Origin of the sequence: Thermobifida halotolerans (assembly GCF_003574835.2) — a bacterium.
Taxonomy (GTDB): Bacteria; Actinomycetota; Actinomycetes; order Streptosporangiales; family Streptosporangiaceae; genus Thermobifida; species Thermobifida halotolerans.
The window spans coordinates 133,415-158,339 of the sequence record NZ_CP063196.1 but is presented as its reverse complement, the minus strand read 5'-3'; the positions used below and the strand labels follow the sequence as shown (position 1 = coordinate 158,339).

The following is a 24,925-nucleotide window of genomic DNA, read 5'->3' as shown; positions in this document are numbered from 1 at the left end:
GGCTGTTCGGCCTCCGTCCACGGCGCGGACGGAGGTGCCAGCAGGTCTTCGGGCTCGGGTTCGTCCGAACGGGGCGCCTTCCCGGAGGTCTCCCAGTGGCCGTTGCCCCGCCCGTCCCCCACACCGCTGCGCGTCAGCTCCGGATTCCCACCGGATTCCCTGGCCCAACGTGGGTTGACTGGCAGCCGCAACATACCACGCCGGTCTTCGGCTCCATCGAGCCTCCCCTGGACGCCGCGACCGCTCCGGGATCCGCCCCGCCGCGCACGCGGTCCCGTCCCGCCGGGGCTCGCCGCGGGGTGCGGCGGACCCCGGCGGGCGGGATCGCTCACTCCGAGGGCTCGGGCAGTTCCTCGCAGTCGATCTGCGGGTTGGCGCCCATGTAGTTCAGCGGACCGGCGACGACGGTGACGAGGGTGGTCCCGATCGACGCGCAGTTCTGCTCGGAGGTGTCGAAGTAGCCGCGCTGCCAGGCCGCCAACACTCCGATGGCCAGCCAGGCGACGACGATCAGCGATGCCAGACCGCGCACTGCTCCTCCTGGGGGGTCGGTGGTTCGTGTGCTCGTCCTACCCGGCGCGGGCGGGTCCATCCGAGGAGAATCCGGGAGGAGAGCTCCGGCCCCCGGCCCCGCGGAGAAGGACCTGACCACCGGAGTCGCCGCACCACCGCCGACGTGTTCACCCCGCTGTGGATTCGCTCGCGCCGGTCATTCCCGCCGGTCGGCCCTCTGCACGCGCCGGGGCGCCCGTCCAGGGGTCTGCCGCCGGAACGGCGCGACCGGTTGGGTGCGCACCGCCGAGCGCGACGGCGGTGCCGTGCGCGGCCGGGAGACCGCGCCGCAGCTTCGGGTCCGGCCGACGGCCAGTCCGCCGATCGCGGCGGCCAACTCCGCAGCTGAGGGCCTGCGGTCGGGGTCGGCGTCCAGCGCCGCCTGCACCCAGGGCAGCAGGCTCCGGGGGACACCGCGCAGGTCCGCCTGACCGTTGAGGACCCGCAGCGCCGTGTCGCGCACCGCTCCGGAGCCGAAGGGGCGCCGCCCGGTCGCGGCGTAGGCGACCAGTCCGCCCCAGGCGAAGACGTCGGCGGGGGGACCGGGAACGCGGTTGCGGAACTGTTCGGGGCTGATCCAGCCCGGCGAGCCGAGGATCTCCCCTGAATCGGTGTCGGCGGGCTCGTCGACGGTGCGGGCGATCCCGAAGTCGATCACCCGGGGACCGTCCTCAGCCAGCAGGACGTTGCCGGGCTTGAGGTCGCGGTGCACGATCCCCGATCGGTGGATGTCGGCCAGGGCCTCGGCCAGTCGTGCGGTGAAGTCCACCAGGTTCACGCCCGCCATCGGGCCGTCGGCGTCGACGGAGTCGCCCACCGTCGGCCCGAGGACGTGACGCATGGCCAGCCAGGGTCGGCGGGCGTGGAGGTCGGCGTCGATCGGCGCCGCGGTGCGGCGGGCGTCGACGCGGTCGAGCAGCGCGGCCTCACGGGCGAAGCGTTCCCGGTGGGCCGGGTCGGCGGCCGTCTCCGGACGCAGGGCCTTGACCGCGACCCGCTCCTCCGCCGGGCCGCGGGCCGCGTAGACCACCGCGGCGCCCCCCGACCCGATTCGTCCTGTGATCCGATATTTTTCTGTCTGTACCGGACCCGGTTTCTCCCCGTATCCGGTATCCGTTGTCGCCACATAGGGAACCGTCGCCGGTTCCCCGGGAAAAGCCATAGAGAACCCTCCGAGCGCAGAGCCGTCAGGTGCCATCATCGTGCGCACTTCCCGAAGCGGCCGCCTTACTCACACACATACACACAGAAGAGCGAAAAACGGTATCTTTTCGAGACGGAAAACCGCGGTCCGTAATACCGTCGGAGCCGCTACGGGGGCGCTGGCGCGGACCGGGGGTCTGGAATCCCGCACCTGCGCTTCGGCTGTCAGGGCGATCGCGGATCCCCGATGCTGGCCGGGGTGTCGCACGCACTGCTGCGCCGGGGCGCCTCCTGACGGGGCCTGGCACACTGCGGACGGTGAACTCTGGTGCCGCTGTTCCCGGTCGCTGTCTCCGCTCACGAAACGGTCAGATCCCGTCAGCTCCGTCGAGCCTGACCAGCGGAGTGCGTGAGGCCTCGACGTGGACGCGGATGATCGCCTCCCCCGGTAGGGGGCTTCCTCCACGGTCATCGACGGCCGATCAGAGCCTTGCCCTCGTCTCACCGAGGTTTGATGGCCGAGTTCGTGGCGGATACGGTCCCGCCGCCACTCCTGGCGAGGTCGAGGCATTCCACAGGACCCTCCGGAAGCGGGCCACCACCGGCTGCCGGTGGTGGCCCGCCCCGGACGGCCAGGGTGGAATACCTCCCCTTTCCCTGGGTTCTCCACAAAGACCCCCGCGCCCACCGCAGAAGCGAACACTCACATCTCAGTCAGTCAGATCTGTGCGATGTCGGACAGTGCCTCGTCGGAGGTGTCGACTTGCCCGGTTCCGCCGAACCGTCGTTTCGCACTCCGGTCGGCAGGTCACCGCTCCCTCTACTCCTGGTTGTTGGCCAGAGCACAGATCGCCCTGCGAATCATCGTTCGGTCCCTGGTGTTGCGTTTGAATTCCAGAACGCAACTCCCCTGGCTTTCCAGGGGCTGCGCGAGGTGGGTCTCCACGGCATCTCATTGTGCCTGTCCTTCCGGTCCCGAACCCCCCGAGGGGGCAGCGTAATCGGACCTCCTCTCGCCGGTCCTCGTGGAGGACGCGGCCCTCGGTTCGTTCCGGACACCGCCGACCAACTCCAGGCGGGACTGGGCGAGGCTGGCACCGCCGCCCTCGTACGGAATCCGCTCCGCAGGCGGGTTCCGCGTCCCGGTGAACCGCTACCTGTCCTCCCCGGGGGGCTCGGCCGGGACGATCAGTCCGTCCTCCTCCGCGAGTTCTCCCGAGTCGAGCAGCGCTTCGAGGTCTTTGGTGAGCGCGGCGGTGATGTCCTTTCCGCTGCGTTTCCACCCGAAGACCTCACGGGTCGACCTCAGCAGGGTCTCCCTCGCCACCCGTCGGGACTCCGCCACCAGCATCCGCATCGCCTCCCGCCGTTCGACGGGAGGCACCTCGGCGACTCTGCGCGGATCCTGTCCGGGGGCGGGACGGCGGACACTCAACTCGCTGCCCGGAGCCCAGACGGTGTCGTCTTTCTTGTGCAGCAGTTTTCCTCTGATCAGTCCCTGCAGTGCCTGCGCGAAGTTCTGCCGGACGGGCTTGGTGAGCCGCGTCCCTTCCGGCCAGTGGTCGAAGGCCCGACGAAACAGCAGGTCCCTTTCGATCGGACTCTCGACCGCGGCGATCGCGGAGAACATCTGCTGCAGGTAGGGCCGGGCTTCCGGCGAGCGCGGATCGAGATCGTGGGGAATCACCGATTCCGCCACCTCGGCCTCGACATATTCCTCCAGCCAGGGACGTCCGTGCGCGACGGGCTCGGGGACGTCACCGCCGTCGTCCTCGTCGGGAATCTCGACAATCGGCCCCTCCGCTTCCTGGGCCGTCCCCTGCTCCTGGACGTCCTCCACCGGTTCAGCCGGTGGTTCCGCGTCGTCTCGGGGTGTGGTCTCCGCGATCGCCGCCTCCACCGCCTCCCGGAGTCGCTTCTCAGCTTCTTCCCGGTCCCGGTACCACTCGGTGCCCCAGATGCGGTGCAGCCGCCAGCCGAGGTTTCGCAGCACACCCTCGCGGAGCCGGTCGCGGTCGCGGGCCACGCGGGAGGAGTGGTACATCGCCCCGTCGCACTCGATGCCGATGGCGTAGCGGCCGGGTTCCTGGGGGTGGCGCACCCCGAGGTCGACGCGGTATCCGGCCACACCGACCCGCGGTTGGACGTCGTATCCCCACTCCCGCAGCACCGCCATGACGGAGTCCTCGAACGGGCTCTCCGTCGCTGTGTCCTCGTCTCGGTCCCCGGTGGGTTGCGGGTCGAGCACGGCGTGTCCATATTCGGCATACCGGAGGTATTCGCACAGCCGCCGCAGCCCTTCGGCGTCGTTGGGGCCGAGGGCGACCTGGTCGGCGGAGAAGGAGGCGACGACCTCCACCCGGTGCTTGGCGCGGGTGATGGCGACGTTGAGCCGGCGGTAGCCGTCCGGTCGGTTGAGCGGACCGAAGTTCTTGTGGAACTTCCCGTCGCTGGTGGGGCCGTAGCCGACGGACAGGATGATGACGTCGCGTTCGTCGCCCTGGACCGTCTCCAGGTTCTTGACGAAGAAGCCGTCCAACCGGTCGTCGCCGCTCGTGCGGGATCGCAACTCCGGATACTGGTCGAATGCCTTGTCGACCGCGTCCTCGATTGCGTCCGCCTGCTCTCGGGACATCGCGACAACGCCCAGGGTGAGGCCGGGCCGGGTCCGGAAGTGGTGGATGACCCGCTGTGCGACCAGTTCGGCCTCGATACGGTTGTTGCGGCGGCCGCCCCGATCATAGACGCCGTCGGCTCTGAAGAAGACGACGCCGGTGTTGTTGTCCTCGACACGCGCGCCGGGGAAGGTGACGAGTTCACCGTCGTAGAACTTGCGGTTGCTGAAGGCGATCAGGTCCTCGTGGCGGCTGCGGTAGTGCCAGCGCAGCGGCAGCTCCCGCATCCGGCCGCTGGCCTTGCACATGTCCAGCAGCGACTGGAAGCTGTCGGGGTCTTCCTCGTTCCACTCCTCGTCCTCGTCGGCCACCCGGTCGAAGAAGCTGGTGGGCGGCAACTGCTTCTGGTCCCCGGCGACGATGAGCGCTCTGCCCCGGTAGACGCAGTTGATCGCGTCCGCCGGTTTGACCTGGGATGCCTCGTCGAAGATCACCACGTCGAAGGTGAGTTCCGGGGGAAGGAACATGCTGACGGTCAGCGGACTCATCATCAGGCACGGGGTGATGTCACGCACGTCGCTCCCCGCCTCTTCCATCAGGCGGCGTACCGGTTTGTGGCGACGCTTCTTCTCGGCCTCACGCTTGATGACGGTGATTCCCGTGGACTGCGACCGTACGTGCGAACGCCGTGCCGCCCAGTGGTGCAGCGTCGAGTACCGGGCCCATTCCTGCAGTCGAACGTCGTGGCTGCGGAATTCCGCTACTTCCGCATCACGCGCTTCACCGGGTTCGAGGCGGAGCCGTCCGTCTTCGGCGAGCCGCTGGTCCACCCAGGCTCGGAGTACGGCCCGTTCGACCGCGTCCGGCCACAGGTTCGGGTCTCCTCCGGCCTGGACGTAACGGCGCAGCAGCGCTTCGAGACCGTACCGGCGTATCTCCTCGCCCGTGGACGCCGCAGTACGCCACTGGTCCAGGGACGCGACGCTGTCTCTCATGCCGAGCAGGCGCTTCTCGGCCTCGGTGAGGTCCTCCCCCAGTTCCTCGGCGAGCCGTTGGCGGACGGCCGTCTGGAACAGCGCGGTGAACGCCTGCCGTGCCTCTTCCCATTCCTCGATGGCTCTCCGCAGGTCCGTGGTGTTCTTACCGGCCTGCAACCCGGTGATGGCCTCGGCGGACCACCCCTCCGAGGAGTCCGCGCGCAGACCGGAAACGATGTCGTGGACTCCGCGCGCCCAGTCGACCGCCTGTCCCAGGACGTCGTCCAGGTTTTTGTCGATGCGGTAGAGCCTGCCGAGAAGGGAACGGTCTGCGGTCTCGGACTGCTCCCGGACGGCTTCGGCCGCTTGGAGTTGTCGGGCGAACCGGATCCGCCGGTCCGCCTCGGCGACGGTCGCGGAGGCGGCGGCAGTGCCGAAGGCTCCTTCGACCGTCTGCGCCGCGTGGGCGACGCGTTCGGTGTTGGCGTCCAGCCATCGGGTGGCGTGCTCCGGTGCGAGGCGGGCGACCGCTGCCGTGCCGCCCAGTCCGGTCCTCGCCACGGTGGGCCACTCTTCCAGGGTGTGCCGTGCCTGTTCCAGGCTGTCGGCGAGGTCGCTCAGATCTCCCTGGGAGAGGAAACTCGCCAGGACCGCCAACTCCTGGCTGTCCAGTTCCCGACGCCAGCGTTCGGCCTTGGCGACCGCCTCCTCGGCTCCGGCCGTGTCGGTCTCCTCCTCCAGCCAGAACGAGCCGAAGACGTCGGCGAACCGGGGGAACTGTTCGCGCAGCAGCCAGTGGTCGCGGTGCCACCGGCGAGCGTCGTCCAACCGGTCGGTGATCTCGTCCTGCCACCGACTGTTCAGGGTGAGCGAGGCGGCCAGGGCACGATCACGGTGGTAGGCGGTGCCGAGAACGCCCTGTACCCGGGGGTCGCTCTCCGCGACGTCGGAGACGGCGGCCTGTTCACGGAGCGACGTGATGTCGGCGGGTTCCCCCCGGACTCCGTCGACAAGCCCGTCCAGGGTCTCGCGGCACACCCGGTTCGCCTGCTCCGCCCAGTCCAACGCCTGGCGCAGTTCGGTTTCCCGGTTGATCGGAGCCTGCCAGAAGGGGCCCAGCACGGCCCGGTCCGCCTTCTCCTCCTGGTCGAGGTTCACCCATGCCTCGCGGAGGCGCAGCAGTGCGTCACGGATGCCGCGTGCCTGGTCCGTGGTGGTGGCATCCTTGCCCACGGCGGGGGTGAGCAGGTCGATGAGACCGGTGTCGGAACGTAGGCGGGCTGCCGCCCCCCGCAGCCAGGCCACGGCTTCGGCCAGCGGACGTTCGGTGAGTACGGCACCGTCGGGTAGGTACTTCTGGGCCTCCCGCCAGGACCGGAGTTCGTCGAGGGCGGTCCTGGCCCGCTGGTTGGCCGCTTCCCCCAAGGGCTCACCGTGGGCGAGGAAACGTCGGACTCCGCTGCGGTCGGTTTCCGGCGCCGACGCCACCATCAATCCCGCGATACAGAACGCGGTGTCGAGCGCGGTGAAGTCGGTGTCCTCTCCGTCCCAGTACTCGCCGAGAACGGTCTGGTAATCGGTGCTGCGCTGTTCCAGTTCCCGGTGTGCTCGCTGCCATCGGAGCGCCTCGCCCAGCCGTTCGGGAATCCTCCTGTCCCAGTTGCCGGTCACGGTGAGCGAGGAGGCCAGTTTCCTGTCCGCGCGGTAGGTGGAGCCGAGCCTGCTCAGCGCACCGTAACCGGTGAACCGCTCGCACAGTTCCGCCAACCACTCCTGGGTCAGCACCCGATTCTCGTGGAACAGGTCGGAGGCGGTTTCGCGGGCCTGTGCCAGCTCAGCGACCTGTGCCCGGGCGTCCTGTGCGGTTTCTCGGGCGGCTCGCAGTGCGTCCTCGTCCAGCCAGGCCGGGGACGGCATGGTCGCGGACTCCAGTCGGGCGGCGATCTCCAGCGTCGTGTGAACACTGTCGTGGTCCTCGGGGACGGGAAGCGACAGGGTTCGGGCGATGTCACGTCCTGTGGCGAGCAGGTTCTCCAGGGTCCGCGCCCAGCGGTCGAAGAACTCGGCGTCGGAGCGCGCCCGGTCGGCACCGAGTCCCGCGGTGTCGAAGTCGGTTCCCGCTCCCTCGGGGTCGGTGTGCGCGGCGACGTCGGGCAGTGTCCTCCAGTCGACGCGGGTGAACGCTCGCAGATCGGTTTCGGCGTGGACGTAGGTCCGCCAACGCTCCCAGGCCGCCGTGGCCGGGGTGCGGACCTCCGTGGTGAAATCGGCGGCGGTGAGCCAGTGGGCGGGGACGTCCCCGCGTTCGGTGACGGTCTGAACCGCCCGCCGCCAGGTGCGCAGCCGGTTCTGCAACTCGGTGAGGTCGTCGCGGTCGAGGACGCGGGGATGGAACAGGTCTTTGGCCGCGTCCCTGCTGGTTCGCAACTGGGCCCGCTGCCGGGTGAAGTCCCCGAGACTGGCCCGGACTTCCTGGACCCGGCTTCCGGGAAGCCAGCGGGGCTCCGGGAGGGGTTCGGCGCTCAGGTCCACCGCGACCGCGAGCAGGCGCTGGGCCACCTGGTGCTCCCCGGGGACGGGAAGGCCGGTACGTCGCACCGTCTCTTCGACGGTCCCGGCTGCGTCCGCCATGCGCCGAGCCCACTCGCCGCACAGTTCCGCCAGTTCACGCGCTTCCGCTCCGGTGAGAGCCGCCAGTGGGATCGTGGTCGGTGGTTCCGCCGCGGTTGGTGTGCCCTTCTCGATGCCGTCGACCGTGGGCAGGCGGCTGACCCTCTTCCAGTCGAAGTCCGCTCGCGCACGCAGGGAGGCCAGTTCGGTGAGCCGTCCCGCGGCTTCGGCGACGGGGCGGGCCACCTCGGTGTCGAAGTCGGCGCTGACGAACCAGTGGGGCGGCACGTCGTCGCATTCGTCGAGGACGTCCAGCAACGCGATCCAGCGGTGTGCGCGGTCGACGCTGGGGATTCCCCGGTCGCCCGCGATGCGGGCGTACCGCTGCTGCTGTCCGACGAGTTCGGTGAGTGCGGTCAGGGCCCGACGGAGCGCCTCCTCGGCCTCGTCGACCTGTTCGATACCGAACCAGGGAGACTTCTCCGGAGCGGCGAACACCTCCCAGGCGTGGACCATGTCCTTGGCGGTCCGCCTGATTCGTGCCCGGCCTTCTCGGGTGAACAGGGCGGCGTCGGGGGTGACCACGCCGAGTTCTGCGTCGTCGGGCATGCCTTCGGGACGGCTGCCGACCACTCCCAGCGCCTGGTGGAGGGAGAGTCCGGTTTCCGGGTCGACCTCGTTGATCGCTTGGGCGTGCGTGGAGAGGCGCTCCCGGAGTCTGCGCGCCTCCTTCCGCCAGTCGGCAGCTTGGCGTGGCATCGGGGCGATCCTGGCCCTGAGCGCGCGGTTGAGGGCCTTGGCGACGGCCCCGCCGCGAGTCTTGCCGTCGTGGAGGGGAAGGGTGGTGATGTCGATTCTGCAGGAGGCCAGCCGTTTGTGGACGACATCGAGCGCGGCGGCCTTCTCGCTGACGAACAGGACGGTGCGTCCGGCGTGGACGAGTCCGGCGATGATGTTGGCGATGGTCTGGCTCTTGCCGGTGCCGGGCGGACCGTTGAGCACAAAGCTCTTGCCCTGGCAGGCCGCGGCGACGGCCCGTCGCTGGTAGGCGTCGGCGTCGAGGACAAGCGAGGTGCTCTCGGGCTCCTGTACCTCGTCGAGGCGTTCCAGGGGCGGCAGGTCGTAGGCGAGCGTGGGGTCGTCCGCACTGATGCGGGGATCGGATGCCACGGCACGGACCAGCGGGTGGTCCAGAATCCTGGCTTCGTTGTCGATGAGGTCGCGGTACATCGCTTCCTTGTGGAAGGTGAACCGCGCCACGACCATACTGTCGTCGACCGTCCAGTCGCGCTGTTTGGCCACACAGCGGCGGACGGCGTCGAGAACCTCTCCGGGGTCTTCGGGGGAGGCCTCCTCGACGCGACTCCAGTCGATGCCGTACTCGGCGAGTTTGATGCCGATGGAGGGGTTGACGACGGTTTCCGCGGCGTCGGAGGAGTGCAGCCGGTAGCCTCCATCGCCGGTCGCCCTCAACTCCACCGGGACGAGCACCAGCGGCGCGCGGGAGTAATCCTGGTCTTTGGGATCCTTCCACTGGAGGAAGCCCACGGCGAGGTAGAGGACCCAGATACCGGTCTCCAGGGCCGCGCGCTGGCTCTCCCGGGCAATCCTGCGCAGCGACGCGTCGAGGTCCTCCTGGTACCTGCGCTGGGTGGTGATCTCCTGGCGCTTCTTCTTGCGGACGTCGGTGGAGGGCGCCTCTTCCGCGCCAGCGGCGAGGTCTTTCTCCTCCTGGGTGGCGGGATGGTCTTCCTCGGCTTTGTCAGGGCTTTCGCTTCCGGCGTCCTTGGCGGGTTTGAAAGGCAGCGACGCGAACCCCACACCCCGGGGCAGTCGTCTCAGGAGTTCGGTGTGGCCGGGTCCGCGGATCTCCAGGGTGGTGGTTCTGGTATGCCGGAAGCGCAGCAGCCGATTGCGTTTGCTGAGGTCGAGCAACTCCTCACGCCAGTTCTCCAACTGCTTGTGCAGCGTCGCCCTGTTGTCGTGGGAGGTGGCGTCCACCCGCACTCCTTACTTGTTGTGTCCACTGTCAACATAGAAAGTCAACGGCAACCGTGTAACGACCACGACCCGATTTTCGCATCTTTCTGCCAATACCGCCGAGGAGACCGTCACGGCATCCGTCTCGTCGTCGGGAACCGGGGCGCCGTCTCGTGCGGAGGCGGTCATCGGACGAGTTCCTGTCCGTTTCGCGCGGGGTTCTGACTCCCGCGCGCCCCCGTGTCCGAGAGTCTGATCCGACGTCGGCTGGAGCGGACCGCCTGCTTTCGTTGCCCGGGCAGCCGTCCGCCTCCCGGCAGCCTAGTAGCCCCGGAGTCATCCTTTTTGGGGAAATGGCACCGGAGAACCCGCATCCCGGTGCTCCGTCCCCACCGCCTCCCCGTGGCCGACACCGGCCATCCCCCATCCACCTCCCCCGGGAGGTGGATCCCACATGGCGCACGCCGTTTTCACCGCCCCGTCCGGAGGAGCCCATGCACGTCTCGGCCCTGTTGGATTTCGACGCCGTCCCGGTGGACTCCGCCGACACGGTGCACGTCCTGCTCGACATCACCGCACCGGAGCGGCCGGGTGAGCAGCGCCCGCCCGCGACCCTTCAGGTCGTGCTGGACCGCAGCGGCTCCATGGCCGGGGAGCGCCTGGAGGGGGCGATGCGCGCGCTGCTGGACCTGGTGGACCGGCTCGACCCGACCGACAACTTCGGGCTGGTCTCCTTCGACAGCGCGGCGCGGGTGGAGGTCGCCGCCGCCCCGCTGACCGACAAGGCCGCAGTGCGGGAGCGCATCCGCGGCCTGCGGCCGGGCGGGTTGACCGACCTGTCCAGCGGGCTGCTGCGCGGCATCCAGGAGGCGCGTCGGGCCTCCGCGGACCGGGGCGCCACGCTGCTGCTGATCTCCGACGGGCACGCCAACCAGGGCGTCACCGACCACCAGCGGCTCGCCGGCATCGCCCGGTCGGCCTACGGCCACGGGGTGGCGACCACCACGCTCGGCTACGGCTTGGGCTACGACGAGGAGCTGCTGGGCGCGATCTCCGACGGCGGGACCGGCAGTGCGCTGTTCGCCGAGGACCCCGACACCGCGGGCGCGCTCATCGCGGACGAGGTGGAGAACCTGCTCGCCAAGACCGTGCAGGCGGCGTCGCTGCGGGCCAGGCCCGCCGGGGCGGCGCGGGCGGTCGCCGTCGTCGGTGAACTGCCGTCGACCCGCCTGTCCGACGGGACGGTCATGGTGGAGCTCGGCGACTTCTACTCCGGGGAGCAGCGGAAGCTGCTGCTGCGCGTCGACGTTCCCGGGGTGGCGGTGCTCGGCCCCGCGCAGGTCGCGGAGTTGGAGGTCACCTACGTGGATCCGGCGTCGCTGACCACGTACACGGTGTCGCTGCCGGTGTCGGTGAACGTGGTGCCCGGCGACGACGCCGCGGGCCGGGTGCCCGACCCGACGGTGCGCACCGAACTGGCCTACCAGGAGGCGCAGACCGCCAAGCGGCGGGCCGCCGAGGCGATGCGCCGGGGCGACCGCGCGGCCGCCACCGGCATCCTGTCCGAGGCCAGCGGTTCGCTCACCGGTTCCCTGCCCCTGGACCCGTCGGGGGAGCTGCGCGCCCAGATCGCGGACCTCGACTCGCTGGCGGCGCAGGCCGGTGTCGACGACGTGAACCGCACCGCCAAGAACATCTACGCCAACCAGTACCAGGCCAGCCGCAAGCGCGGCAGGCCGCAGAGTCCTCCGCCGCAGCCGCCGCGGGGCACGGACCGGCGGACGCCGCCGGACGCCCCGGACGGCGGCCCGCGGCGCTGACCGTCCCGTGCCCCGGGCCTCTTGCGTCCGGAGCACGGAAGTGCCACCATCCCTTCATATTCTAAAAATCTTTAGCACTACAGAATCATGGGGGAGATTGTCGTGGACCACTCGCCGTGGATCTGCCTGACCTGCGGAGGCCACTACCCCGCCGCCGAGGAGCCGCCCGCCGCCTGCCGCCTCTGCGAGGACGAACGCCAGTGGGTCCCGCCGACCGGCCAGCGGTGGGCGACCCTGGCCGGTCTCGCCGCGGACGGCTACACCACCGAGGTCCGCGAGGTGGAGCCCGGCCTGCTCGGCATCGGGGTGCGCCAGGACATCGGCGTCAACCAGCGCGGCCTGCTGGTGCGCACCCCGGAGGGCAACCTGCTGTGGGACCCGCCCGCCTTCCTCGACGACCGGGCCGTCCAGGCGGTGCGGGACGCGGGCGGGCTGCGCGCCGTCACCGCCAGCCACCCCCACATGTACGGGGCGATCGTCGACTGGAGCGAGGCGTTCGACGCCGAGATCCTGCTGCCCGAAGCCGACGCGCACTGGCTCAACCGGCCGTCGGCGGCCGTGCGCACCTGGTCGGGCACGCTGCCGGTGCTGCCCGGCGTGACGCTCGTGCAGTGCGGCGGGCACTTCCCCGGCAGCACGGCGCTGCACTGGGCCGACGGCGCCGACGGGGCCGGGGTCCTGCTGGTCGGCGACACGATCATGGTGACCCCCGGCGAGGACCGCCTCACCTTCATGTGGAGCGCGCCGAACCGGCTGCCGCTGCCCGAACGCGGGGTGCGCGGCATTGTCGACGCGCTGCGCCCCTACCGATTCGACCGCGTCTACGGAGGCTGGTGGCAGCCGGTGCTGCGCCGCGACGCCCGACGGGTCCTGGAGTCGTCCGCCGACAGGTACGTCCAGTTCCTGCGCGGCGAGGTGGACCTCGATGGGTGAGTTCACCGAGGAGCCGATCTACGCGCAGCTCGCCCGGCTCGGCAAGGCCCTGTCCAGTCCGGTGCGGCTGCGCCTGCTCGACCTGCTCGACCAGCGGGAGCACACCGTCGAGGAACTCGCCGAGGCGGCGGGGGTTCCGCTGAAGAACACCTCCGCGCAACTGCAGCGGCTGCGCGAGGTCCACTTGGTGGCGGGCCGCCGGGAGGGCAGCCGGGTCCGCTACCGGCTGGCCGACCCGGGGGTGTCGCGCTTCCTCGGCTGCTTCCAGGAATTCGCGGAGGAGCGGCTCGCGGACCTGCGCGACGCGGTGGCCGAGCATCTGGGCGACCCGGCCGAGCTGCGCCCTATGCGGGCCTCGGAGTTGCGCGAGCGCCTCGACGACCCGGACCTGCTGGTCCTGGACGTGCGCGCACCCGACGAGTACGCCGCCGACCACGTGCCGGGCGCGGTGTCGGTGCCGATGGAGGAGCTGCGTGAGCGGCTGGCCGAACTGCCCGAGGATGTGGAGATCGTCGCCTACTGCCAGGGGCCCTACTGCGTGCTCTCGCCCACGGCCGTCCGGGTCCTGCGCGACCACGGCCGCCGGGCACGCACGCTGGACGGCGGCTTCACCCGGTGGAGGCGGACCTGACCGGCGCCCACCTTAATCTTCTGACCAGTGAAGACGGGGTGTTCGGCAATGCGGTAAGTGTCTTCCTTCCGGTCGCCTCCGGGATCCGTACGTTGGGGATCTCAGGGGTCTCCGACGTGTGGAGAGGTGGAGGGATGCAGAAGACGATGGTTCCCGGCTACGCGTACGGCAGTGCCGAACTGCCCCGGTCGCCGGTCGGGCTGGAGGAACTGGACCGGCTCAAGGCCACCGTGATGTTCACCCGCGACGACGCGGAGGCGCTGCGGCTGGCCGGGGACGTGCTCGAAGACCAGGTCGAGGACGTGCTCGACGTGTGGTATGGCTTCGTGGCCGACCATCCCCACCTGCTGGCCTACTTCTCCACTCCCGACGGGCAGCCGATCCAGGCCTACCTGGACCGGGCGCGGCAGCGGTTCGGCCGGTGGATCCTCGACACCTGCCGCCGCCCCTACGACCGGTCCTGGCTGGACTACCAGGAAGAGATCGCCCTGCGCCACACCCACGAGAAGAAGAACACCGCCGACGGTGTGGACTCGGTGGACAACATCCCGCTGCGCCACGTCATCGCCTTCATCTACCCGATCACCGCCACCGTCCGGCCCTTCCTGGCAAGGAAGGGGCACAGCGCCGAACAGGTGGAGGCGATGTACCAGGCGTGGTTCAAGGCGGTGACGCTGCAGGTGGCACTGTGGTCGCGCCCGTACGTCCGCGACGGCGACTGGTGACCGCGGTCGGCGCTCACTGAGGTGTGAGTGTTCGGTTCTGCGGTGGGCGCGGGGATTTTGTGGAGACCCCGGGGAGGGGTGAGGTATTCCGCGTCGGCCGTCCGGGGCGGGCCCCACGGGCTGGCCGTGCCTGGTCGAGGCGCCCCGGGCGCCGAGTCCGGGCGCGCCCCACGGGCGGATCAGCCGGAAGAACACCGGTCACCCCGGGCCGGTACCCCAGGGGTGCGGGGCCGTTGTGGAAGGCGCGGGTGGGTGGGGCCGTGTCCGGACTCGGCGCCCGGGGCGCCTCGACCGGCCACCGGCAGCCGGTGGTGTCCCGCTTCTGAGGGGTTCTGTGGAATGCCTCGGCCTCGCCGGGGCGCGGCGGAACCGCATCCGCCACGAACCCGACACTCAAACCTCGGCCAGTCAGACCATGTCCGGTCGGCGCCGATGGAGGAGTTGCGCGAGCGACTGGCGGGCCCGAGCCACCGATGTCCGGCCGTGATCTTGTCCCGGGATCACTTCTCACCCGCCGAGATCGCCCCTGGAACCAAAGGCCGGACTCCGGCGGAAGCATCACCGACAATACAGAACTCCATAACTGTTTCCGTAAACCGCCGGACAGATTCAGCTTTTCCAGCCGCCCGAAAGCCACGTATTTCCTTCCCGCCGGACGCCGAAATCGCGGACACACTCCCCGAGAACGCCACTGGCGGCCACCTGAACAGGGAGAACAGAAAATCCAGAAGCCGTCCGTGGGCTCCGCAGCAGCATGCGATCCCCACGGGAAGAAAGAAGTGGCTTTCCCGGGTATCAGCAGAAGAAGAACACAAGTCGCATTGTTGGGTCCATGGCGAGATTCTGCGGTGGACAGACACTCGGCGGGACACCGTGCCGTCGGAAGCGCAACAATCCCCCCTGCAACGACCACACTCCGCAAGCGTTGGCCCATCGAGCACTGCGCCGTTCCCTCCGGTCGGGAAGGCCCCGCCAAAGAGCACTCCTCCGCCACCGCAGCGGGCTCACGGTCCCCGTACACCGGTTGAACGGCGCGGCCCCCTCGCCCCCACCCCAGGCGGCGGCGTTCCGCACCGCAGCGGCCTGGGGGGATGAACTGCGGCCAGAGTTCGACGCGGGGATCATGGGTGTAGTCCCGCCCGACCTGCGCCGGAGTATCCGTTCCCGTCGAGGCCGCCCCGACTGCATACTGCTGAACGCTCTGGCGGAGGTCTGCGAGAACCCAGAACCCGACGCGGCCACGGCCATCGGTGAACTCGATTCGGGAGGGGTGCGCGGCGGTCTGTCCCCGTCCGTCAAGGAGAACCGGGGCCTGCGCGCGCTCATCCGGGAACGGCTCCGCAGGCTCGACATCTCACACCAGTTGTTCCCCCTGAACGGGGAGCACGCACTGGCGGCGCGGGAACTGCGGACCGTGGCGCGTGGACTGCGCCTGCTGGGAATCCACGCGTGTGCGGTACGGGGCACCCTGGCCACCTGCCCGTGCCTGACCGCCTTCGCTCGCGAGTCCTCTCTCGACGACCTGGTCAGTTCCCTGGTCTCCGCCGCACGCGAGTGGCGGAGAAGCGGTTCACCACAGGACTGCTGACCGGACCGCTCCCTCCACGGCGACCGTCAGCCCGTCTCCTCCACCAGGGTCCACACCCGCTTGAGCGGCAGGTCCTTGCGGATCTCCTCGGGCAGGCGGTCGTAGGTGCGAAAGATCGCGTCCAGCAGGTCGGTGTCCTTCCAGACGCGGATCCTGAAGTACTGGTTGCCCATCAGCATCTGCGTGGCCTGCTTCGTCACGCCGCCCCAGGCCACGAGCAGTCCCTGGTCGGCCTGGAGGTGCTGGGTCGCGCCGATCAACTGCTGCAGCACGGGGGCGCCTACAGCCGCTGTCTCGGTCTTCACCTGGACGACGATCCTGGGCGAGTCCAGTCCGAGAGGCCCCGTGCCCGCGAGCACGTCGACTCCGCCGTCAGGCCCCAGGGGCAGCGTGGTGCAGCGGAACCCCTCCGCCGTGAGGACCGCTGCGACCAGGCGTTGCATCTCGTGCCCGGCGAAGGTCTCGATGATGTGGGAGCGCAAGCGGTCGGTGGCCTGCTGCTCGATGTCGAAGGTGACCGTGTCGACGTCGCTGGTTCCGTCCTCGTCACCGTTGCCGTTGGACGTCGCGGCCTTCACGACCCCGGAACGGGCACCGGGGTCCGTCCCCGTCGCGACCAGGCGCTCGAAGCGGTGCTCCGCGTCGTTGCGTTTGATCTGGCAGACGGTCATGAACGCGCCGAGCGAGTAGAGCAGGTCCTGTTTGATCGCCGAACGGGGGATGTCGTCGGCGCCCCACTTCACCGGACGCGTGTGGCGGACGCCCGGCTCCGCGTCGGCCTGGTAGGTGTAGTCGCCGGTGACCCGGCCGATCGCGATCGTGCCCCTGGTCTTCAGCGGCATCACCACGAGGTCGCCGACCGCGATGCGGCCGCGGAACGCCCACAGTTGCGCGGCGAAGTTCCTGACCCGGTTCTCTCCGTCGTTGGGCAGGTACCGGCGTACCTCGGTGAAGACGTCGTCGCGGCTGTGCGTCGCGCTGAGGTCTCCCACCTCGTGGAAGCCCACGACGGCGCGCCCGTGCTCCAGCGCCCACTCCTCGCGTTCTCCGTTCCGTCCGCCCCGCACCAGCCAGACCCGCACCGGTCGCCGTCCTTTCGTCCGAGGGTCGTCCCCCGACGCGTCCGACACACACCACAGGTGACCGTTTCGCCCACCGGGGCAAAGGATGTCGGCTTTCGGGGGGATGTTCCTCGCACACTCTAGAGAAGAGTTCCTCCGAACTCCCACGTTTCCTCCGAATGGAGCGTGAGCGCACGGGTGGCCTTCCGGCTCCGTCCTGCCACGTCCACAAGCTCTTCGTCTTCGCGAATCGCCCGGTTTCGCGCCGCCCCGGCCGCTGCGCTCGTAAGGTAGAAAACGCGTTCCGCACCCTTCGCCCCGAAGGCAGCGCTTTCGCCCGCCCCTGACGACTGGAGAGATCCCCCGCCATGCCGCAGCTCGCCATCGACAAGGACTTCCTGCAGCGCTACGCGAAGCTGGACAGGCGCGTACAGAAGGCCGTGGACGGTGCGCTCGACAAGTTCGCGGACAACCACCGCAACGGGGGGCACCTGGAGAAGATCGCCGACGCCCGCGACCCCCGGGTGCGCACGCTGCGGATCACCAAGGACTACCGGGGCGTGGTGCTGGCCCCCGAACAGGGCGGCACCTACCTGCTGGTGACGGTGCTGCCGCACGACGACGCCTACGCCTACATCCGCAACAAGCGCTTCTCCGTCAACCAGGCGCTGGGCGTGCTGGAGGTCCGCGACGAGGCGGGCCTGGAGACGATGAGCGGCGTGCTCGCCTCGGTCGCTGAGAGCACCGAGACTCGCCTGTTCGACCACGTGCCCGACAAGCACCTGCTGCAGTTGGGCGTCGACGAGCAGGTCCTGTCGATCGTGCGGCTGCTGACCGACGAGGCCCACCTGGACGCGCTGGAGACCCTACTGCCTCCGGCCCAGCACAACGCCCTGGTGGCGCTGGCCTCGGGGATGACCGTGGAGGAGGCGTGGGAGCAGCTCAGCCGGGACCTGGTCGAGGAGGCCGCGCCCGAGGAGGTCGACCCCGACGACCTCACCGCGGCGATCCGCCGCTCCCCCGACCGGGCGGTGTTCGTGGAGGGGCCCGACAGCCTGCGTGACCTGCTGGACGCCCCGTTCGACCTGTGGCGGGTGTTCCTGCACCCGCAGCAGCGCCGGATCGCCTACCGCGACTACACCGGCCCGGCGATGGTCACCGGAGGCGCGGGCACCGGCAAGACGGTGACGGCGCTGCACCGCGTCGCGCACCTGGCGGCCCACTACGACTCGGGGCAGCCGATCCTGCTGACCACGTTCACCAAGACCCTGGACGCGGCGCTGCGCGCGCAACTGGAGCTGCTGGTCACCGACCCCGCCCAGCGGGAGCGGGTGGACGTGCGCAACCTCGACAAGGTCGCCTACCAGGTGGTGGCCGAGGACCGCGGGGTGCGGCCCGATCCGTGCCGCGTCTCGGAGTTGGAGCCGCTGTGGGATGAGGCGGGCGCGGGCAGCGGGTTTCCCGGCGCGTTCCTGCTCACCGAGTGGGAGCAGGTGATCCTTGCACAGAACCTACGCACCGAGCGCGACTACCTGGAGGCGCGGCGGCGCGGTCGGGGCGGCAGGCTCGGCCCCGACCAGCGGCGCCGGGTGTGGCGCGCGGTGCTGGCCGCCACCGAGCGGATGGCCGAGACCAACCGGTGGACGTTCACGCAGATCGCCGCGGAGGCCGCCGACATCCTGGAGCGCACCGGGCGGCGGCTGTACGAGCACGTGGTGGTGGACGAGGCGCAGGACCTGCACCCGGCGAAGTGGCGGCTGGTGCGGGCGCTGGTCGCCGAGGGTCCTGACGACCTGTTCCTCGCGGGCGACCCGCACCAGCGCATCTACGACCACCGGGTGTCGCTGAGCGCGCTCGGCATCAACGTGCGGGGCCGCAGCCGCCGGTTGACCGTCAGCTACCGCAGCACCCAGGAGATCCTGTCGTGGGCGGTGCGGGTCCTCGGGGCGGCCCCGGTGACCGGACTGGACGACCTGGCCGACAGCCTCGACACCTACTCCTCCCCGCTGCACGGGCACCGACCGGTGGTGCGGGGCTTCACCGACCGCGCCGCCGAACTCGACGCGCTGGTCGCCCAGGTCGAGGAGTGGCTCGACCAGGGCGTGGAGGCCGACTCGGTCGGGGTCGCCGCGCGCACCCGGTCCCTCGCCGAGGAGACGGCCGCGCGTCTGACGGCGGCGGGCATCGGCAACGGTCCCCTGGCACAGGGCACGGGGGTGCGGGTGGGCACCATGCACGGGATGAAGGGCCTGGAGTTTCGGTGCGTGGCGGTCGTCGGCGTGGACGCCGACGTCGTGCCGTACGCGGAGCAGGTCACCGACCGCGCCGAGGACCCCGTCGCGCACGGCCACGACCTGCAGCGGGAACGCAACCTGCTGTTCGTGTCGTGCACCCGGGCGCGCGACGCGCTGTACGTGTCGCACAGCGGCGAGCCGAGCCCGTTCCTGCCGTAGCAGTGTGTGGGGCGGGCCGAAGCCCCGGCCCGCCCCGCGTTCTCCGCTACAGGTAGTCGCCGACACGGGCGCGGGCGGCCTCCAGTTCGTCGGGGGTGAACAGCTTCGCGTAGGCCGGGTTGCTGAGCACGACCGCCTCGGCGGTCAGGTCGAGCCGTCCCAGTTCCCACAGCCTGACGAAGCCGTCGGAGATGGTCGGCTTGGACAGCAGCAGTTTGGCGGTGGCCAGGGCACCGCGCTCGTTGAGCATCTTCCGGAAGTAGGTGGGCCGGTAGCCGGTCTCCGCCCAGGTCCGGTCGCACACGGAGTTGAGGGCCTCGTCGAACGCGGCGAGGATCTCCGGGTCCACCCTGCCGCCGGTGGTCTCCGGTTCGGCGGACGGCGCCGGTTCCTCCTCCCCAGCGGCCTTGGCGTTGCGCCGCCGCGCATACTCCAGCAGCGCGTCGGCGGAGGTGAAGACGCGGTAGCCGAGCCCTTCCAGTGCGGCCTCGTCGGCTTCTTCGGGGTCGAGTTCCAGGACCACCGGGTCGTCCTGCCCGGTCTGCAGCCCGTCCGGCCAGTACGCCTCGGCGACCGCCAGGGGGCGCCCGTCGGAGGGGTCGGCGATCTCGACGTCGCGTTGCGGCGCGGCGCAGCCGAGCGCGGTCAGCTCCCCGATGAGGGCGTCGAGCTGGGCGGTGCGGGCGTCGTGTTCGGTGTCCTCCTCCTCGACCACGGCAACCCGTTCCAGCGCGACGCTCTCCGCGGTCTCGGGGCGTCCCTCGCGGAGTTCGTCGAGGAACCGGTTGGCGGCGTCGGCGAGCAGCCGGGTGCGTTCGTTGAGGAAGTCCTCGTAGCGTTCCACCTCGCGCAGTGCGGGGTCGAGCGGGATCCACTGGGAGGCCAGCGCGCCCGGGTGTTTCTGCTCGACCTCGGCGAAGTACTCGCGCGGGTCGCGCCTGCCGATCTTCAGGTTGGTGTCCTGGGTGAGGAAGCAGAAGTTGGCGACCGCGTTGACCTGACGGCGGTTGTAGTGCTGCTTGACCAGGGCCTTGGGGAAGATGTGGTGCACCTGGAGGCTGGTGAGGCGGCCCAGCATCTCCTTGCGCAGCGGCAGCCCGGAACCGAAGTCGCGGGCCTGCCCGACCCTGGTGAGCAGGTACAGCATCGGGTAGAAGCGGGAGCCCATGGTGGAGCCGGCGAAGTCGACCGGCCGCACGGTGAGGGCGCCGCCCCGCCACTTCTCCAGCACCCGGATGAGCCCGTCCACGCCGTCGTCCTGCACGGCCGCGTAGTCCTGGGCGAGCATCGTCTCGGTGGAGCCGGAGTGCCGTCCCCACAGGGCCGCGTGGACGTACCAGTAGAGGACGCGGTCGCGGTGCCCGGCGTCGTCGAAGTCGCCGCCGTTGAGGTGCAGCAGGCGGCACACGGCGGGGATGGCGTAGCGGCCCATGAGTACCCGGTCGTGGTCGAGGCCCAGCCGCCCGGAGACGGTGTCGAGGAACTTGCCGACATAGCTGACGGCGGCGTCCAGCGCGTCGCGGAACTGCTGCGGGCTGATCTCCTCCAGGGAGGAGAAGAGGGCGCGCCCGGTGGCGACCGCGGTGACGCAGCGCAGCAGCCAGTCGAGGCTGAAGGAGTACCCGGCCGCCTCCCAGCGGGCGAGGTGTTCGCGCATGGTGGAGCGCGCCCCCGGCCACTCGGCGCAGATGTTGGCGAGCGCGAGGTCGCCCTTGGACAGTTTGGTGCCGCCGGAGTTGACCCGGTTGAAGATGTCGACGACGACGTCGACGGTTTTCTCCCTGCCGGTGATCTTCTCCTCGTGGAAGTCGCGCTCCTGGATGGCGTGCAGCTTGGTGAGCCGCTCCATCACCACGATCATGTCGATGCCGGGGTCGCTGGGGTCGAAGGTCTGGAGTGCGGAGCGCAGCCCTTCGGTGAACAATCGGGACACGTCCACCCAGCGCGAGTCGCCGCGCATCTGGGTGGGCATGTAGAACTTGAACTCCTCGGTCTCGACGTTGAAGTACAGGCCGGTGAAGGCGCTGGCGTCGCCCTCGAAGAAGGCGGGCGGACGCCCGCGCATGACCCCGTACAGCGAGGTGATGCGCTGCTGCCCGTCGAGCAGCAGCGCCCGGGTGCCGACGACGTCGCTGGCGCCCCGGACCGACTCGGGGTCCACCTCGGTCTCCCACACCAGCAGCGAACCGACCGGGTACCCCCGGTAGAGGGAGCCCATGAGGCCCCGGACCTGGTCGCGGTTCCACACGTAGCCGCGTTGGAACTCGGGCAGCAGCATCGCTCCGCTGTCGATGTGGTCGAGGATGGTGGAGAGTTTGGTCATCGTGTCCTCTTTCGGGGTTTGCGTGTCCGGTTCTGCGGTGGGTGCGGGTTCTTCACGGAGAACCCGAGGTATTCCACCCCGGCCGTCCGGGGCGGGCCACCACCGGCTGGCAGCGACTGGTCGAGCCGCCCCGGCGCCGAGTCCAGGCGCGCCCCACAGGCGGATGAGTTACGAGGACACCGGCCACCCCGAGCCGGTACCCCAGGGGCGCGGGGGTGTTGTGGAGGGTGCGGGTGGGTGGGCCGTGTCCGGACTCGGCGCCGGGGCGGCTCGACCGACCACTGGCAACCCGTGGTGGCCCGTTTCCGGGAGTTGGGGTGGAATACCTCGGCTTCGTGGGGAGTGGTGGCGGAACCGTATCCGCCACGGAATCCGACCATCACACCTCGATTGGGGAATCGGGACTCGTGCCCGGAGTTCTGTCTGGAAAAGGGTGCGGGGATTCGATGGGCCGCACGGGGTCCCGTTATCGGACGGCGGTCGATGACGGGGACACGCGCGCCGGGACTGGTCAGAAGATCTCCAGTTGGCCGGGTGTGGGTCGCACGACGGCTCTGATGTGACCGAGGGTTTCGGGCGACACCTCGTAGAGCCGGTCGACGTCGTCGGTCCACGCCTCGAAGGCCGACCGCAGTTCTTCGGGGAGTCTCCCGAGTTTGGCGAGTTCGAAGGTGAGCGCGGAGTCGTCGCCGATCTCCGCCGCCGAGCGCACCGCGGTCCAGACCTCGGCGAAGCTCGCGAACAGCGCCCGGAGATGGAGGGCGCAGCGGTCGATCCGGTCGAGGAGTTCCGCAGCGGTCTCCTCCCGGTCCGCGTCCTCCTCCGTTCCGGAATCGGCCGGTTCGGGGAGTTCGTCGTCGGCGAAGAGGTCGCCCTGCTCCTCCTCCGCCGCCCACCGGGGAATCTCTCCGCTGGGCGTGTAGCCGACCTTGCCGGGAACGGCCCAGAAGTCAGTTCCCCAGTCGTCGAGCAGCACGTCCTTGGCGACCCGCGCCAGGGCCGCGTAGACGCGCAGCGGGGCCTCGTCGAGGTGGTCGACAGTCGCGCAGAGGTCGTCGACGCACCGTTTGATCCTCGGGTACCGGAAGTCGTCCAGGTCTCCTTCGATGCGCGCCGCGTGCTCCCCGATGCGCTGGGAGACCTCGGTGAGCCGCTGGTCGAGGGCGGCGAATTCGACATTCAGCCGTTTCTTGAGCTCCTTGAACTCCTCAAGCGCTTCCTTGTCCCTGAGCACGGGGTTCGCTCCCTACGGCCGGATTCCAGGCGTGTGCGGAACCGTAGCAGTCGAATACGACATCTCCGTGGGGTTTTCCACCACCCGGCAATTTCTCGAACGCCTGTTCGTAAATTCCCTTTTGTCGTTCCCCTGTGCTACCCATGACGTTCGAACATCGTGCGGCGCCACGGTGGGTTGCCGCGAGACACCACGGGATCTGGGTGGTATGGACGTCTTCTCCGTTCACGGTGAATTGGTCAGGCACTACAGCGAGTACACGAGTTCGCTGGTTCAGGTCCGTGATCCAAAGATCGCCGACTATCTGAATCAGGAAAAGGAGCAGAAGCTCCGCTGGCCCGATCCGTGGCTGTCCCTCAATCCCGACTTCGAGCCCGGCGGCGGTGTCGCCGACCTGGTGGCCGAGGGGGTGCTGCGCCCCGAGTGCGAGCGTTTCTTCCGGCACAAGAAGGACGAGGACGATCCCGGCGACGCCCCGCTCACCCTGCACCGCCACCAGCGCGAGGCACTGGACGCGGCGCGCACCGGCGACAGCTACGTGCTGACCACCGGCACCGGTTCCGGTAAGAGCCTCTCCTACATCCTGCCGATTGTGGACGCGGTGCTGCGCGAGCCGGTCGAGCCGCGCGGCGGCAGCATCCGGGCGATCGTCGCCTACCCGATGAACGCCCTGGCCAACAGCCAGCACCACGAGCTGACCAAATACCTGCGCTGGGGCCTGTCCCGCCGGGACCACCGGATCCGGTTCGCCAGCTACACCGGCCAGGAGAACCAGGAGCAGCGCGAGCAGGTCTTCGCCCATCCGCCGCACATCCTGCTCACCAACTACGTGATGCTGGAGTACATGCTGACCCGCCCGCACGAGCGCCAGCGGTTGATCGGCGCGGCGCAGGGGCTGCGTTTCCTGGTCCTGGACGAGCTGCACACCTACCGGGGCCGCCAGGGCGCCGACGTGGCGCTGCTGGTGCGGCGGCTGCGCGACGCCTGCGCCTCCCAGAGCCTGCAGTGCATCGGTACGTCGGCGACGATGGCGTCGGCGGCCACGTTCACCGAAGCGCAGCACGCCGTGGCCGACGTGGCGACGCGGCTGTTCGGCACGCGTGTCAAACCGGAGCGGGTCATCGGCGAGACGCTGCGCCGCGCCACCGCCGACCTCGACCCCTCCCCCGGGGAGCTGGTGCGCGGCATCGACGCGGCGCTGGCGGGCGGCCCGCAGCGCGACCGCGCGGAGCTGGCCGCCGATCCGCTGGCGAGCTGGGTGGAGTCGACCTTCGGCCTGACCGTGGAGGAGTCGGAGCGGGCCGACGCGCCCGCCCGTCTGGTGCGCCGCCGTCCCACCACGCTGCCCGCCGCTGCCCAGCGGCTCAGCGAACTCACCGGGGTGGCCGAGAAGCGCTGCGAGGAGGCCATCGCCGAACTGCTGCGGCAGGGTTCGCGGGCCCGCCATCCCGAGACCAGGCGTCCGCTGTTCGCGTTCCGGCTGCACCAGTTCCTGTCCAAGGGCGACACGGTGTATGTGAGCCTGGAGCCGCCCGGTGAGCGGCACATCACCGGCAAGTACCAGGTGAGCAAGCCCGGCGAGCGCGACAAGGTGCTGCTGCCGCTGGCGTTCTGCCGCGAGTGCGGCCAGGAGTACCTGGCGGTGAACCGGTCCGTGGGCAGTGCCGGTCCGGCGGTCTACAGCAGCAACCAGCAGCAGGACGAGGCCGGGGAGAACGAGGTCACCACCGGCTATCTGTATGTCAGCGACGACCTTCCGTGGCCCGAGGATCCGCTCGCTGGGGGCCGTCTCCCCGAGTCGTGGGTGACGGTCGGCGACGACGGCTCCCCCCAGTTGCTGCCCCAGTACCGCGACCGCCTCCCGCAGGAGAAGTGGTCTCGACCAACTCGACCCGCTCGACATCCTGAGAAGACCGGGGTTACCGATGGAGAGAAAAAGAGACAACAACCGTCGAATCACCGACGATCTTCCGTTCACGCTGGTGGGCAAGTTGGAAGGCTTTGTCTCCACAGCGGAAGGTCCGGTCCGGTACGTGCGGGTGGCCCGGTCCGGCGAGATCCTCGGGTATCTCTGGTACAGCGACACCGAACACGCCGCTGCCTTCGAACCCCGCAGAACGGGAGGCGACGCTCCTTACAACGCGGCCGTCGCTTGGACGGACGAACTGCGCCGCCTCCACCGCTCCGGACTCACACCGTCGCAGGCCGCGGCCCGATTGGCCAAGAGCTTCGGTGGCAGCGAGGTGGGTCGGATCGTGCCAGGCTCTGAAGCCCACGCCG

The 24,925-nt window shown here is 69.9% G+C and carries 13 protein-coding genes and 1 riboswitch; of the genes, 7 read left to right on the top strand and 6 right to left on the bottom strand.

Annotated elements, in window-relative coordinates; all coding sequences use genetic code 11:
• Nucleotides 1–22: 22 nt before the first annotated feature.
• Nucleotides 23–198, bottom strand: a riboswitch (cobalamin riboswitch).
• Nucleotides 199–328: 130 nt separating this feature from the next.
• The 3 genes from NI17_RS00670 to NI17_RS00660 all read right to left on the bottom strand — a co-directional run bounded on the left by NI17_RS00670 (nt 329) and on the right by NI17_RS00660 (nt 9,898).
• The gene (locus tag NI17_RS00670) at nt 329–532 is read right to left on the bottom strand and encodes a hypothetical protein (protein WP_068687729.1); all 204 of its coding nucleotides are present in this window, start codon (nt 530–532) and stop codon (nt 329–331) included.
• A gap of 177 nt (nt 533–709) precedes the next feature.
• On the bottom strand, nt 710–1,714 hold the full coding sequence (locus tag NI17_RS00665; RefSeq protein ID WP_084012346.1) for a serine/threonine-protein kinase: 1,005 nt from the start codon (nt 1,712–1,714) through the stop codon (nt 710–712).
• Nucleotides 1,715–2,848: 1,134 nt separating this feature from the next.
• Complete coding sequence (locus NI17_RS00660) at nt 2,849–9,898, bottom strand: DUF4011 domain-containing protein (protein ID WP_068687727.1); 7,050 nt, start codon at nt 9,896–9,898, stop codon at nt 2,849–2,851.
• 473 nt (nt 9,899–10,371) lie between these two features.
• Here NI17_RS00660 and NI17_RS00655 point away from each other — a divergent pair, with 473 nt between their 5' ends.
• The 5 genes from NI17_RS00655 to NI17_RS00635 all read left to right on the top strand — a co-directional run bounded on the left by NI17_RS00655 (nt 10,372) and on the right by NI17_RS00635 (nt 15,574).
• Nucleotides 10,372–11,697 (top strand): vWA domain-containing protein, encoded by a 1,326-nt coding sequence (locus NI17_RS00655; protein ID WP_068687726.1) that lies wholly within the window; start codon nt 10,372–10,374, stop codon nt 11,695–11,697.
• 102 nt (nt 11,698–11,799) lie between these two features.
• Nucleotides 11,800–12,630 carry an MBL fold metallo-hydrolase gene (locus NI17_RS00650; RefSeq protein WP_243597578.1) on the top strand — a complete coding sequence of 277 codons (831 nt, stop codon included), beginning with the start codon at nt 11,800–11,802 and terminating at the stop codon, nt 12,628–12,630.
• A complete protein-coding gene (locus NI17_RS00645; protein ID WP_068687724.1) occupies nt 12,623–13,261 on the top strand; it encodes a metalloregulator ArsR/SmtB family transcription factor in 639 nt (212 codons plus the stop codon). The genes NI17_RS00650 and NI17_RS00645 overlap by 8 nt, the downstream gene beginning before the upstream one ends.
• A 134-nt stretch (nt 13,262–13,395) precedes the next feature.
• On the top strand, nt 13,396–13,986 hold the full coding sequence (locus tag NI17_RS00640) for a protoglobin domain-containing protein (RefSeq protein ID WP_068687723.1): 591 nt from the start codon (nt 13,396–13,398) through the stop codon (nt 13,984–13,986).
• Between the two features lie 1,123 nt (nt 13,987–15,109).
• Nucleotides 15,110–15,574 (top strand): hypothetical protein, encoded by a 465-nt coding sequence (locus tag NI17_RS00635; RefSeq protein ID WP_068687722.1) that lies wholly within the window; start codon nt 15,110–15,112, stop codon nt 15,572–15,574.
• Between the two features lie 26 nt (nt 15,575–15,600).
• Here NI17_RS00635 and NI17_RS00630 read toward each other — a convergent pair whose 3' ends face one another.
• Complete coding sequence (locus NI17_RS00630; protein ID WP_068687721.1) at nt 15,601–16,656, bottom strand: restriction endonuclease; 1,056 nt, start codon at nt 16,654–16,656, stop codon at nt 15,601–15,603.
• A gap of 347 nt (nt 16,657–17,003) precedes the next feature.
• Here NI17_RS00630 and NI17_RS00625 point away from each other — a divergent pair, with 347 nt between their 5' ends.
• Nucleotides 17,004–19,088 (top strand): UvrD-helicase domain-containing protein, encoded by a 2,085-nt coding sequence (locus NI17_RS00625; RefSeq protein ID WP_068687720.1) that lies wholly within the window; start codon nt 17,004–17,006, stop codon nt 19,086–19,088.
• A gap of 46 nt (nt 19,089–19,134) precedes the next feature.
• Here NI17_RS00625 and NI17_RS00620 read toward each other — a convergent pair whose 3' ends face one another.
• Entirely contained in the window at nt 19,135–21,411 is a 2,277-nt protein-coding gene (locus NI17_RS00620) for a GmrSD restriction endonuclease domain-containing protein (protein WP_068687719.1), read from the bottom strand.
• Between the two features lie 511 nt (nt 21,412–21,922).
• The gene (locus NI17_RS00615; protein WP_068687718.1) at nt 21,923–22,645 is read right to left on the bottom strand and encodes a hypothetical protein; all 723 of its coding nucleotides are present in this window, start codon (nt 22,643–22,645) and stop codon (nt 21,923–21,925) included.
• 208 nt (nt 22,646–22,853) lie between these two features.
• Here NI17_RS00615 and NI17_RS00610 point away from each other — a divergent pair, with 208 nt between their 5' ends.
• Nucleotides 22,854–24,914, top strand: a complete 2,061-nt coding sequence (locus tag NI17_RS00610; protein ID WP_211329460.1) for a DEAD/DEAH box helicase — start codon at nt 22,854–22,856, stop codon at nt 24,912–24,914.
• The last annotated feature ends 11 nt before the right edge of the window (nt 24,915–24,925 follow it).